A 14,349-nucleotide genomic window follows, 5' to 3' on the forward strand; every position below is an offset into this window, starting at 1 on the left:
ACCAATGCTATAGTGATTGGAAAGGAAACGGTTGGCGGATATTACGAACATAACGGTCATCTTCCATTAGTGTATGAACTTCCCAACACGGGTATTCAGACTGGCTTTTCCATTGTTCATGTGATTCAGGATGCTCAAAATCTTCCTGACCAGAAAAAAGGGCAGGGCATTATTCCTCATTATGAAATACAATCAACCCAACAGGAATTTTTAGATCAGTCTGATGTTTATCTGAAAAAAGCACTGGAACTCCAGAAACAAAATAATCAATATAACAAAATGACGGCAAAGGACTAATCTGTAGTCATTTTTATTTGGATAGTATAAAAAGGTTAATTATTTCCCAAGTTAGTGTTTAAAAATAGTTTTATATAAATAGATTTTGTTATTCATATGGTTTTAAATTACAGTTGTTTATAAGCTTTTTTATATCTGGTATGATGGAATTATTGTTCAAAAGTCGTAGAACTACTACAAATTTTCAGATTAAGGCCTTAAAATTTTTTGAATATAAATAACCGCTTTATATTTGTTTGACCATCACACCGTACAAAGTATTATTAACGAATAAAATTTACAGATTATGACAGTAATAAAACAGGAATTTTAACATTCGTAGCAGGAACAGAATTTACTCAAAGATTATCTGATTCGCTACGTCTAAATTTACATTCTCCATTAGCCATTCACTTTAAATTAAACTGTTTCTGAAACTTTTGTTTCAGGAGTATTTATTAATGCCAAAAGGGATGAGTTAAAATGTTACATAATAAAAAAGTATAGCCGGATTTGGCAAATAATATTCTAAACCAATCTAATAAAAATAATATGAAGAAAATATTTTCAGAACTTAAAGGCTTTGTTATATACAGTCCGGAGCTTTTAGCAAAATATCTACAGGATCATAATCTGCCGGGAAATAATATCCTGAAATATTTTGTAGAAAATGAACATGGAGATGTAATAACAAGATCAGGAATTGCTATTCCTGTAATAGGAGTAGAAGAAGATTATTATTCATTCTGTATTTCTGCAAACGAAGATCAGGTTTTGGGAAATGAAGAAGTTGCAGCACAGTCTGATGGCTGGATATTTCAAACCTCCAATAACGAACTGAGAGTGGTTGGTATTGGCTATTTAAAAGATATTTCAAGTATTAATGATGAAAACAGCATAAAACTGAATCTGGACAACGGATGGTTTTCACTGAAGATACGTGCCGGAAATAAGAATGGCGAAAGGTTATTTGAACTTAATACAAAAAAACAGGAAGCTAAGCCGGATTTTAAAGGAGATCTTACTACGACTTATTATTTTAATTCCTAGGATAAGCTTCGTTTGTTCAGAGATTCATTTTTTTTTAATCCGTCTAAGAATTAAAACCCGAATAACCCACTAAACATTACAAAACAATATATAGCTAATACTAAAGCAAGATTAATAGTGGTCTGTTCATATTTTTTCTTTGAGTATAACAACAAAGATTCAATAATGGCATAGAGCAGGGTGGCATATCCTAATACCATCATTACAAAATAGAGGATGTATCCTGCTCCCATTCCAATATTCTGGTCCTTAAACTGCCATAATGAAATAAGTGCAATGAGCAGCAAAAGAATAAGAACACCAAGTCTTAAGAATAAATGTTTTTTGAGTTTATTGTCTGAAACAATAGGGCGATAAATCAAGATATAGGCTCCGAAAAAATATACTATCAATAAAATGAAGCCAATGATAGTGCGAACCTGATAGGATACAGGCAATATACTTTTTGTAAAGATGAAACCTGTTATTAAGAATGCAAGAAAGAAATATTTGATGTTTTTGAAATTCATAAAGTCAAAATTTGTTTGTTATAATCCAAATACCCACAGATGATCTGGAAAGTATTATCAAACATTCTTTACATTACTATTCACGATGCCTGATGAATTTTACAATACTGTTATCTCTCAAATTTATTTAATATTTTCCGGGTAAGCAACTGTTATATTTTCAGATGAATAATTAAAATATTTGAGAATTTTATTAGTTACAAGGTTAGTCAGAATAAAAATGTAGTTTGTTGGTATTGAGAGTTGATACTTTTCTGTTTTTAATCCGGTTAATAGCGTGTTCAACAGGCCAGGTTGGCTTGAAAATAAAGCTGGATAGAATTTATATTCATAACCTTTGACAGATTTTAAAATATTCAGATATTCGATGGATATCCCTGTATATATTATTATGTAAATCCAATATTACATTAGTGAAATACCATATAGATAGAACACAAAAAACTAATCTATAAGCGTAACCCAATTTCTTACCCATATTTTATCAATTTTAATAACATTAGATTGTATTGATTTTATAAAACAATATTTATTAAATCAATGGTTTATTTATCCTCATTACAAATTCTTTTAAATCTAATTATTATGTAAACAGGATGGGAAGAATATTGTATAGTCATCTTTTTAGATTTCTTCTGTTTTTTGAACATTTTGGCAATTTTAATGTTAGTTCACCAGTAATAATCCTTAACTATAAATTTAATGTTTTCATAAAACTTTTGATGTTAGATTAGAAAAATTGGTAAAAATAGATGTGGTTTTATTGGTTTTTTAATAATAAAAAGTGTGTTTTTTACATTTTTTTCTGCAGATAAAATAAAAAAAATACGATTCTTCTTATCATAAAAATTATTCAAAAAAAACTGCTCAATTTTTCAATATTGGGGCATTGCAATTAATTGTGAATATATGTCTTATGAAAATAGTAAGTGTAAAAATAATGATAACCTTATCATATTTTTTATACAATTGATATCATAAAAATTCGATATGTAAGGTGTTGATAAGCAGTAGATAGTGGCTGATTTATTTTTTTTATTCAGATGAATTTTTATATTTGTAATGTTACCAAAATGTTAACAAACTAATGAATCAGAACTTTATCCATACCTATGTCTCTGTAGATTGTGTTGTCTTTGGATTTGACCATGAAAACCGGTTGAACATATTATTAGTACAACGCCATGTTGATGATGTGCCGTTGGAAAAACAGATTAAGCTTCCCGGAAGCTTGATTTTTAGTGATGAAGATGTAGATGATGCAGCACAAAGGGTACTTCATGAACTTACTGGGATAAAAAAAATGGTTCTCAAACAGTTCAAATGCTTTGCTGATCCTATGAGAGCCAGTAATGTGCATGATATCAAATGGATGGATCAGGAATACAAACATCATATAGACAGGATCATTACAGTGGCTTATCTTTCCCTTTGTAAAATAGATCATAAGATTAACAGTACAAAATATGATACCGTAGACTGGTATCCTATTGATGAGGTTCCGGCATTGCCATTTGATCATAACAAAATCATCAATGAATCTTTCATGGAGATCAGAAAATGGATTGAATCTGATTTCTCTATCATTTTTGAGCTGCTGCCCAAAAGATTCACCATAAGACAGCTTTACCAGTTATACAGTGCTTTAAGTGAAAAAAATATTGATATTAAGAATTTTCATAAAAAAATATCATCGTTCCCCTATATTGTTCCTTTGGATGAAATTCAAAAAGATGTATCACACCGCGCAGCAAGATATTACAGGTTTGATGCTAAAATCTACAAGAAAAACAATACAAAACTTATAAAATAACCTTTTTTAAAAAATTATGTACTTACTAGGCTATGACATTGGCAGTTCTTCTGTGAAAGTTTGTCTCATCGAGGCATCCAGTGGAAAAGTGATTGCTTCTGAATTTTCTCCCAAAAAAGAAATGAAAATCACTGCTATAAATCCGGGATGGGCAGAGCAAAATCCGGTTGACTGGTGGACCAATCTGAAATTGGCACATGAAGCTGTTATGCATGAATCAGGAGTACATGCTGAAGATATTAAGGGAATTGGAATTACCTGGCAGATGCATGGGTTGATTCTGGTAGATAAAGATCAGAACCTTTTAAGACCGTCTATTATTTGGTGTGACAGCCGAGCTGTGCCTTATGGAGAAAAAGCTTTCAAAACAATAGGTGAAGAAAAATGCCTGTCTCATTTATTAAATTCACCGGGAAATTTTACAGCATCAAAACTTGCATGGGTAAAAGAAAACGAACCTGAAATCTTTGAAAAGATAGACAAGATAATGCTTCCGGGAGACTATATTGCAATGAGGCTTTCAGGGCAGATAGGAATAACAATAGAGGGATTGTCAGAAGGGATCTTCTGGGACTTCAAAAACAATTGTATTTCGGAAGATATCATTAATTATTATGGGATTCCGAAAAGTTTTTTCCCGGAAATTGTACCTACATTTGGTATTCAGGCAACAGTTTCCAGAACTGCAGCTGAAGAACTGGGCTTAAAAGAAGGTACTCCTATTTCTTACAGAGCAGGAGACCAGCCGAACAATGCGCTTTCCCTGAATGTCTTTAACCCCGGAGAAATTGCCTCTACAGCAGGAACTTCCGGAGTGGTATATGGAGTTCTGGATCAGTTGGAATATGATAAACTATCAAGGGTCAATACATTTGCCCACGTCAATTACACACCGGAACAGATCAGGCTGGGAGTTTTACTGTGCATTAACGGGACCGGAATTTTAAATTCCTGGCTAAAGCACAACTTTGCAACTTCACTTTCTTCTTACGGGGATATGAATGATATGGCTTCACTTTCACCGATTGGTTCAAAAGGATTGAGTATTATTCCTTTTGGAAACGGGGCAGAAAGAGTACTGGAAAATAAAGACACAAGCTGTTCCATTCACGGAATTAATTTCAATATACATACTAAAGGAGATATACTGCGTGCTGCGCAGGAGGGTATCGTATTCTCTTACGAATACGGAATGGATATTATGAGAACTATCGGAATGGATATCCAGGTAATCCGTGCAGGAAATGCCAATATGTTTTTAAGTTCAATCTTTCGCCAGTCGCTATCCAGTGTCAGCAATGCCGTCATTGAACTTTATGATACCGATGGAGCGGTAGGAGCAGCAAGAGCCGCGGGAATGGGAATAGGATTTTATTCAGATTCCGGAGAAGCATTTTCTTCACTTGAAAAAATAGCGGTGATAGAGCCTGAACACGAAAAACAAGAACAATATTTAGAAGCTTATGCCAGATGGAAACATCATCTTAACGAAATAATCTAGGACAACTACAACAGCAATTTTCATCCTCTTACTGACTCTTAAGAACCAGTGAGAAGGGGATCTCTACGCAAAAAATTAAAAAACAAATTAAAAATAATCAAATAAATATGAACACTTTAACAGGTACAAAAGAGTTTTTTACGGGTATTGAAAAAATTAAGTTTGAAGGGAAAGAGAGCAGGAACCCGTTGGCATTCCGCTATTACGATGCAGAAAGAGTCGTGATGGGAAAACCTATGAAAGACTGGACCAGATTTGCAATGGCATGGTGGCACACCTTATGTGCAAACGGAAGCGATCCATTCGGAGGACCTACCATCCACCATCCATGGGATATCGGAAATGATCCGGTAACCAGAGCCATGCACAAAATGGATGCAGGCTTTGAATTCATGTCTAAAATGGGCTTCAATTATTATTGCTTCCATGACATCGATTTAGTTGATCCCTCTAATAACTGGAAGGATTACGAGAAAAACCTTCAAACCATCGTTGAATATGCAAAACAAAAGCAACAGGAGACAGGAATCAAGCTTCTATGGGGAACAGCGAATGTTTTCACCCATGAAAGATACATGAACGGTGCTTCTACCAACCCCAATTTTGATGTAGTGGCATGCGCAGGAACACAGGTGAAAAATTCAATTGATGCAACCATAGCGCTTAGCGGTGAAAACTATGTTTTCTGGGGTGGAAGAGAAGGATATATGAGCCTTTTAAACACTGATATGAAGCGTGAAAAAGACCATCTTGCACGTTTCCTTTCCATGTCAAGAGATTATGCCCGTCAGCAAGGTTTTAAAGGGACTTTCCTGATCGAGCCAAAACCAATGGAGCCTACAAAACACCAGTACGATTACGATTCCGAAACTGTGATTGGCTTCTTGAGACACTACGGATTAGACAAAGACTTTAAATTAAATATTGAAGTTAACCATGCTACATTGGCGGGTCATACATTCGAGCATGAACTTCAGGCGGCTGTAGATGCAGGACTTTTAGGAAGCATTGATGCCAACAGAGGGGATTATCAGAATGGATGGGATACCGATCAGTTCCCGATCGATTATTATGATATGGTTCAGGCATGGCTTGTGCTGCTTCCGGCAGGAGGTTTGGGAACAGGTGGAGTAAACTTTGATGCCAAAATCAGAAGAAATTCTATTGATGCTGAGGATTTATTCATTTCGCACATCTCGGGAATGGATGTATTTGCAAAAGGTCTTCTTGCTGCTGCTGATATTCTTGAAAATTCGGATTATAAAAAACTGAGAACAGACCGCTATGCCTCTTTTGATAACGGAAACGGAAAAGCATTTGAAGAAGGTTCGCTTACCCTGGAAGATCTGCAGAGAATAGCTCACGAAATTGGTGAACCACAGCCCAAAAGCGGAAAACAGGAATTGTTTGAAGCCATCGTGAATATGTATCTATAATAAAAAGATAAAAGGCTTATAAACACTAAGGATTTTTATACTCTATAATTATTAGACAGCCTTTTGTTCAACAACTAATATTAAAATAATAATTATGAACCGATTTTATTTCAATAAAAGCAATAGAGCGGCATTATTTTTTGCAATGACTTTATTGCCTTCCGGCATAGCATATTCACAGAGTAAGAAAGATACAGTAGCTAAAGAAAATAAAATAGATGAAGTTGTTGTGATAGGATATGGAACCCAGAGAAAAGAAGCTGTAACAGGCTCTGTAGCTACAGTAAAAGGAGATGCCCTGCGTGAAGTGCCTTCTGCCAACATAACCCAGGCATTACAGGGAAGAACAGCAGGGGTAGATATCTCGCAGACTTCTACTAAGCCGGGGGCTGCCATGCAGATCCGTATCAGGGGTACAAGATCCCTTACAGGGGACAATAACCCTTTGATTGTGTTGGATGGTATTCCTTTCGTAGGGTCATTGGGAGATATAAGCTCAAGTGATATCAAAAGTATTGATATCCTTAAAGATGCTTCCGCCACAGCAATCTACGGGTCCAGAGGAGCAAATGGAGTTATTCTCGTGACAACAAACAGGGGAGCAAAAGGTCAGAAACCGAGATTTACTTACAATACTTTTACAGGTGTTCAGACCTTGTTTTCAAAATATCCTATGATGGATGGTCCTAAGTTTGCCCAGCTGCGTGCTTATGCAATTCCTGCAGGAAATAAAACACCTCTGTATTCAAATGGGGCTGATGAAAATAACAGTGTCAATACAGATTGGCAAAGTCTTTACTATAAACCGGCGATGATGACCAGCCACGATGTTGGTGTTGCAGGCGGAACCGAAGGCGGAAATTATAATGTAGGTTTGTCTTATTTCAAGCAAAATGCACTAATTCCTATTCAAAGTTATGAAAGATTTGCTTTGAGAATGGCGATTGACCAGCAGGTAGGATCCATCTTTAAATTCGGTTTTACAACCAATACAAACTATTCCATCTCGCAAGGAAATGGAGTGAATCCGGGGGCAGTTTTGGGGTATTCTCCGATTGCCAATCCTTATAATGCGGATGGAAGTCCGAAAAGAGTAATGAGTACGGCGGGAGGTATTGATCAGTCATGGATTTATACCAGAAAAAGTTTAGAAGGTCTGGGAGAAAAGTATATTGATGAAACCAAGGCTTTTGCATCCTATAACAATCTGTATGGGGAGGCCAGTCTTCCTATCAAAGGATTAAAATACAGGTTAAATATCGGATTGGATTTTCGTACCTCAAACAGTGGAAACTATACCGGTGTAGGAGTTTTTAATACAAATCCTCTTGGGCCGTCGGCTGCAGGAAGAGGGAATAATCAGACCTATCACTGGGTGTTGGAAAACCTTTTAACATACGACCGTACATTTGGTAAGCATAAGATTAACGCGGTAGGATTATATTCTGCGGAGGGAAATAAGTATACAAGCTCATATATGAGTGCAAAGAATGTTCCTGCAGACTTCTTCCAGTATTATAACCTTGGGCAGTCTCCACAAGCAGATATTACAGTAAGACCAGAAGACCAGGTATATTGGAAAACCGGTTTGCTGTCTGCCATGGGAAGAATAATGTATACCTATGATAATAAATATATGCTTACGGCAACCCTTCGTGCCGACGGATCTTCCAGGCTGGCTCCGGGAAACAAATGGCATACTTATCCCGCATTATCCTTAGGATGGAATGTTACCAATGAATCTTTCATGCAGAATATTAAGGTTATCAATCTCCTTAAATTCAGAGCCGGATGGGGGCAGACTTCCAATCAGGCAGTAGAGCCATACTCTACGATGGGAAGATTTAACGTAGCTCCCTATAATTTTGGAAACGCAGGAAGTACAGGGATATACGGAAATCAGCCACCTAACCCGAACTTAGGATGGGAATATTCAAAAACACAGAACTATGGGCTAGATTTCGGGATATTAAACAACCGAATTACGGGAAGCGTAGAATATTACAAAACCCATACATTTGACCTGTTGACACAGAAAAGTCTTCCGGCAACAAGCGGTTGGTCATCCATCGTTTCCAATGTTGCCGAAACGGAAAATAAAGGGCTGGAAGTTTCTTTAAACGGTGTCATCTTTGATAATCCGGATGGGTTTACATGGGAGGCCGGAGTGAATTTCTATACGAATAAAAACAAAATTTTATCTCTTGCATCCGGAACACAACGTGACATCAATAATTCATGGTTTGTAGGGCATAATATTAATTCATTGTATGATTATCAGTATATAGGCCTTTGGCAGGCTGATGACCCTTATCAGAATATTCTAGAGCCGGGAACTGCTGCGGATGTTATAGGATCTATCAAAGTGCTTTACACCGGAGGCTATAATGCTGACGGAACCCCGGTAAGAGCAATAGGACCGGATGACAGACAGATTTTTGATACCGCCCCGAAATTCCAGGGAGGATTTAATATGCGTTTTGCCTACAAGAATTTTGAACTTAGCACAGTAGGAGCATTCCAGCATGGAGGAATCCTGGTAAGTACCATCTACGGGTCTGCAAGCTATCTTAACAGATTAACGGGAAGAGGAAATAACGTGGATGTGGATTACTGGACAGAAGATAATACCGGTGCCTATTTTCCGCGTCCGGGACGTCATTTGAGTGGTGATAATCCGAAGTATTCTTCTACTTTAGCCATGTTTGATGCCTCATATCTTAAGCTTCGTACCATTACATTAGGCTATAATGTGAATAAAGATTTCTTGAAGGATTTGAAAATCTCCAGCTTGAGGATTTACTTTACCGTAACCAATCCGGTAGTATTATTCTCTCCTTATCATAAATTCTCAGGAATGGATCCGGAACCAAACTCTTTCGGAAATGAAAACCAGGCAGTAAGCGGATATCAAAGCCGTCAGCTTGTTATAGGAACCAATAACCCCTCCACAAGAAATTACTTAATGGGACTTAACTTAACCTTTTAAAAACTGTACTGTCATGATAAATTTTAACAAAAAACTGCTATTGGGAGCCATCTTTTTGTCCTTAACATTTACAGGGTGTAATGAAATTCTTGATGAGCAGCCAAGATCAATATATACAGCAGATTATTTTAATACACCAGATGGGGTTAATCAGGGATTTACAGCTTTATACAGACAGCTGAGATTATTGTACGGTAACGGATACTTTATGAGTAACTGTCAGAACGGAACTGATGAATCTACCTGGGCACAAAGTGCAGACGGTAACTTTAAAGAACTGGATATGTCCGGAAACGGTAATATCAACTCCAATACTTTTCCTACCAGTATGGTCTGGAACTCCGTGTTCCCGTATATCAATACAGCCAATGGAATTATTGAAAAAGGACCCGGATTCGGAATTGCAGAATCTATGATTTCTGAAGCCCGTTTCTTCCGTGGATTCTACTATTTCATGCTCGTTCAGACCTACGGAGGCGTTCCTCTGGATTTAGGAGCAGGAGAATTGAAATACAACACGCTCCCGTCTACAAATTCTGTAAGAAATACTGTACCGGAAGTCTATACAAAAACTGTTTTTGCAGATCTTAAAAAAGCAATAGAAAATTTGCCTTCCGCACCAAGGGTAACCGGAGGCGTAACCAAAAACGTAGCAAGACTTATGCTTGCCAAAGCATATTTAACCTATGGATGGTGGCTGCAGAACCCTAACGGGATCCCAACTTATCCTGAAGCGACAAGAAATGATCCTGACGGGCATAATGCTCAGTGGTATTTTCAGCAGGCTTATGATATTGCAATGGAGGGAATCAACAATCCCGGAAACTATGGGCTTCAGCCTACTTTCTATGATGTCAACGTAGGTTCAAATGACAGGAATACCGAATCTATGCTGTATGCAGACCATACACAGTCAAGTACTTATTATAATGAAAGTGATCCTGTAGGATTTGGATCAGGCTGGGCTCCGGACAATTTTGCAGCCTGGATGCAGACCTGGAATTATACGGCGATCAAAAGCAGTAAAACAACAGCATGGATTGGTGCAGACATTGTAAGTGCAGTACAGAGAGAAGCAGCACAGCCATTGGGACGTCCGTGGGTTCGTATGTGTCCTACCTTAGGGGTTATTAAAAATACTTTTGCAGATAAAACCAACGATTCCCGTTATGATGGTACTTTTGTTACCACGTACAGAGGAAACTGGAACAAGACTGGAACAGGGCTTACAACAGTTCCTGTACTTTATAACGCCAATAATCTGCCTGTACAGCCGGGAGGAGCTATCTTAAGCTTCCTGAATGATGACAGCCAGACTCCTTCTTATCCTACAGGATCCGGACAAAGCGGTGTAGGAGCAGGAATCCTTCCGGGGAGAGCAGATTGGGTAATTGCACCAAACGGAATCAGCAGGATTGTATATCCGGGCCTATGGAAGATAGGAGCTTACCGCACTGATGATCCAAACGGTTTAGGATATCCAAATGCAGGTTTAACCCGTCCTTTCAGCGTAGCCAAATTCTCGGAATTTTATTTTATCGCAGCGGAAGCAGCCGTAAAAGGAGCTGCAGGAGCTATGACAGCCAGAGATCTTATCAATGTTATCCGTGCCCGTGCCGGAAAATGGAAGTTCAATAATGCTCAGAATACGGCTTATGTAGCCGATAACAGTGCTGCAATGATTGCCGCTACGCCATCCGTAATTACCATTGATTATATCCTTGCAGAAAGATCCCGTGAATATTATGGAGAATTCTACAGATGGTATGATCTGGTACGTACACAGAAGTGGGGAGATTATGCAGCAACCTATCAGATTGGAGGAGCTTCTTATGGAGATCATGATCCGCAAACGGTAACAAGAACGATAAAACCTTTTCATTATCTGAGACCCATTCCTCAGAATCAGATTGATGCAATGGAAGTTTCTGCTGATATTAAGGCAAAATATCAGAATCCCGGATACAATTAATTTCATTCTACATTCATATCAGTAACAGAGTAGGTGTGAAAGCACCTGCTTTGTTTAACTGAATTAAATTTTAAGATTATGGAAAAAACCTGGCGTTGGTTTGGTAAAAAAGACAAAATAGCACTCAGCACACTTCGTCAAATTGGAGTAGAAGGAATTGTTTCTGCCCTGCATGATATCCCAAACGGAGAAATCTGGAATCTGGAGGCCATCAATGATTATAAGAACTATATAGAAAGCCACGGACTTCGCTGGTCTGTTGTGGAAAGTCTTCCCGTAAGCGAAGCCATCAAATACGGAGGTGAAGACCGTGACTCTTTAATAGAAAATTATATCACGAGCCTTGAAAATCTGGGTAAAGCAGGTATTACAACAGTTTGCTACAATTTTATGCCTGTTCTCGACTGGGCAAGAACCGACCTCTTTCACGAATGGGAAGACGGTTCGTCATCACTTTATTTTGATAAAGCCAAGTTTGCGTACTTCGAAATTCATATCCTTCAAAGAGAGGGAGCAGAAAGCGATTACAGCTCAGAAATCCTTCAAAAAGTAGAAGAATTAAAAAATACCTTAACGGAAAAAGATAACAATGACCTGATAGACTCAGTCATTGTAAAAACACAGGGATTCGTAAATGGAAATATCAAAGAAGGTGAATTGAATCCTGTGGAAAAATTCAAAAGTTTATTGGCGTTATATGATGGAATCGATAAAGACAGACTTCGCCAAAACATGAAGTATTTCCTTGAAAAAATAATGCCTGTCTGTGAAAAATGGAATATCCAGATGTGTGTACATCCTGATGATCCGCCGTTTTCACTATTGGGTTTACCCAGAATAGTGACCAATGAGGAAGATATTGACTGGCTTCTGAAAGCTGTTGATAACCCTCACAACGGATTGACGTTCTGTGCCGGTTCTTTAAGCGCCAACCTTCAGAATGATGTTCCGAAACTGGCTCAGAAATTTGCCCACAGAACCAAATTCGTTCACCTGAGAAGCACAAATGTCTTTGAAAATGGCGATTTTATCGAGGCTCATCACCTGGGAGGAAGAGGAAAACTCATTGAAGTGATCCGTGTCTTCGAAAAAGAAAATCCTGATCTTCCTATGAGAATTGACCACGGAAGACTTTTAACAGAAGATATTGGCCAAGGATATAATCCCGGCTATTCATTTTTAGGAAGAATGCTGGCATTAGGTCAGATCGAAGGAGTAATGGCCGCAGTACGGTCAGAACTACAGAAAAATTAATCTGCGTTTGTAATAAAATAGTAAAAAGTAAAATGAAAGACCTGTTTAGTATTAAAAACAAAGTAGCAGTCATCACAGGGGCTTCGGGCGTTTTGGGAGGCAGCCTTGCCAAAAGTTTTATAGAAGCTGGAGCAAAAGTTGTTGCACTGGGAAGAAACCAGGAAACACTGGATGCCCGCGTAAAAGAATTGACAGATCTGGGAGGTGATGCACTCGCTGTAGAAGCCAATGTGATGGATATTGAAAGCCTTCAAGCTGCTGCAGAGAAAATAAAAGAAAAGTATGGCAGAATTGATATTCTGCTCAATATAGCCGGTGGAAATATTCCGTCAGCAACCTTATCACCCGAACAGTCATTTTTTGATATGGATATGAAGGGATGGGCAGAGGTTACTGATCTCAATATCAACGGAACCGTTTACCCGAGCTATGTTTTCGGAAAAGTAATGGCTGAGCAGGGAAGTGGCAACATTATTAACATTTCTTCCATGGCTGCCTATTCAGCGATTACAAGAGTGGTCGGATATTCTGCCGCCAAATCGGCAATCACCAATTTTACCCAATGGCTGGCCTCTGATCTGGCATTGAAATTCGGAGATAAAATACGTGTTAATGCCGTGGCACCAGGATTCTTCATTGGTGATCAGAACCGTGCTATCCTCTTAAATCCGGATGGAAGTTTGACCGAGAGAAGTAAAAAAGTAATGGCGAAAACACCCATGCAGAGATTTGGAGAAGTAGAGGAACTGAACGGAATTGTACAGTTTCTCTGTTCTGATGCCGCAAGTTTTATCACGGGCGCACTGATTCCTGTTGACGGAGGTTTCAGCGCATTCAGCGGAGTATAAAAAGCTAATTTCTTCATATCATCAAACAGGACCTTAATGGGTTCATTAAGGATTCTGTTTTTAAATGTAGACGCCTAAGTGTTGTGAAAATCTTTGATTTTCACCTTATGTGAACTTTTCTGCAGAATCATTTTAAACATTCTTAAGTGAGCTAAAGTGTTTTAAAATAAAGCTTTTGTGACTTTGTGGTTTTGCAGAGTTTAAACAAGTTAATTAAAATCCAGGATTGTAAAAATAAATCATGAGTAATTCCACTAAAAATAAAGACGTTTTCGGAGAATTGTTTTTGCTTGAATCGGCAAAGGCAGAGAATCTGTATTTCGATTATGCTAAAGATATGCCGGTGATCGATTACCACAATCATTTGGAGCCGGACGTTATTGCTGCCAATCAGAATTTCCGTTCTCCAACCGCTATCTGGCTGGATGGTGACCATTACAAATGGAGAGCCATGAGAAATTTTGGCATTGATGAACAGTTTATTTCCGGAAATGCTTCAGATCACGAAAAATTCATGAAATGGGCAGAAGTGGTGCCGTATACCCTTCGGAATCCATTATTTCACTGGACGCATCTGGAGCTCAAAAATCCTTTTGGAATCAATGAATATTTATCTCCCAATAATGCAGATACCGTATACCATCAGATGAATGAAAGTCTGCAGACATCCGGCTTTTTACCACAATCCATCATTCAGAATT

The 14,349-nt window shown here is 38.0% G+C and carries 10 protein-coding genes and 1 pseudogene; 10 read left to right on the forward strand and 1 reads right to left on the reverse strand.

Features of this window, described 5'->3' with window-relative positions; genetic code table 11:
- Positions 1–297: pseudogene (locus BBH99_RS22195) on the forward strand (hypothetical protein); the annotation flags it as partial.
- Between the two features lie 531 nt (positions 298–828).
- Positions 829–1,326, forward strand: coding sequence for a hypothetical protein (locus tag BBH99_RS01165; RefSeq protein WP_066690850.1), 498 nt, complete (start codon positions 829–831; stop codon positions 1,324–1,326).
- Positions 1,327–1,376: 50 nt separating this feature from the next.
- Here BBH99_RS01165 and BBH99_RS01170 read toward each other — a convergent pair whose 3' ends face one another.
- On the reverse strand, positions 1,377–1,835 hold the full coding sequence (locus BBH99_RS01170; protein ID WP_066690853.1) for a hypothetical protein: 459 nt from the start codon (positions 1,833–1,835) through the stop codon (positions 1,377–1,379).
- 1,087 nt (positions 1,836–2,922) lie between these two features.
- Here BBH99_RS01170 and BBH99_RS01175 point away from each other — a divergent pair.
- From BBH99_RS01175 to BBH99_RS01210, 8 genes are all read left to right on the forward strand, one after another.
- Positions 2,923–3,648, forward strand: a complete 726-nt coding sequence (locus BBH99_RS01175) for an NUDIX hydrolase (RefSeq protein WP_066690855.1) — start codon at positions 2,923–2,925, stop codon at positions 3,646–3,648.
- 16 nt (positions 3,649–3,664) lie between these two features.
- Positions 3,665–5,149 carry a xylulokinase gene (locus tag BBH99_RS01180; RefSeq protein WP_066690857.1) on the forward strand — a complete coding sequence of 495 codons (1,485 nt, stop codon included), beginning with the start codon at positions 3,665–3,667 and terminating at the stop codon, positions 5,147–5,149.
- A 107-nt stretch (positions 5,150–5,256) separates the two neighbouring features.
- The gene (gene xylA, locus BBH99_RS01185; RefSeq protein ID WP_066690859.1) at positions 5,257–6,585 is read left to right on the forward strand and encodes a xylose isomerase; all 1,329 of its coding nucleotides are present in this window, start codon (positions 5,257–5,259) and stop codon (positions 6,583–6,585) included.
- Positions 6,586–6,679: 94 nt separating this feature from the next.
- A complete protein-coding gene (locus BBH99_RS01190; RefSeq protein WP_066690861.1) occupies positions 6,680–9,574 on the forward strand; it encodes a SusC/RagA family TonB-linked outer membrane protein in 2,895 nt (964 codons plus the stop codon).
- A 13-nt stretch (positions 9,575–9,587) separates the two neighbouring features.
- The gene (locus BBH99_RS01195; RefSeq protein WP_066690864.1) at positions 9,588–11,546 is read left to right on the forward strand and encodes a RagB/SusD family nutrient uptake outer membrane protein; all 1,959 of its coding nucleotides are present in this window, start codon (positions 9,588–9,590) and stop codon (positions 11,544–11,546) included.
- Between the two features lie 78 nt (positions 11,547–11,624).
- Positions 11,625–12,800, forward strand: coding sequence for a mannonate dehydratase (uxuA, locus tag BBH99_RS01200; protein WP_066690866.1), 1,176 nt, complete (start codon positions 11,625–11,627; stop codon positions 12,798–12,800).
- Between the two features lie 32 nt (positions 12,801–12,832).
- Complete coding sequence (locus tag BBH99_RS01205) at positions 12,833–13,648, forward strand: SDR family oxidoreductase (RefSeq protein WP_066690867.1); 816 nt, start codon at positions 12,833–12,835, stop codon at positions 13,646–13,648.
- 241 nt (positions 13,649–13,889) lie between these two features.
- Positions 13,890–14,349, forward strand: a 460-nt coding sequence (locus BBH99_RS01210; RefSeq protein ID WP_165601859.1) for a glucuronate isomerase, incomplete at its 3' end; no start/stop codon positions are given.

Origin of the sequence: Chryseobacterium contaminans (assembly GCF_001684955.1) — a bacterium.
Lineage (GTDB): Bacteria > Bacteroidota > Bacteroidia > Flavobacteriales > Weeksellaceae > Chryseobacterium > Chryseobacterium contaminans.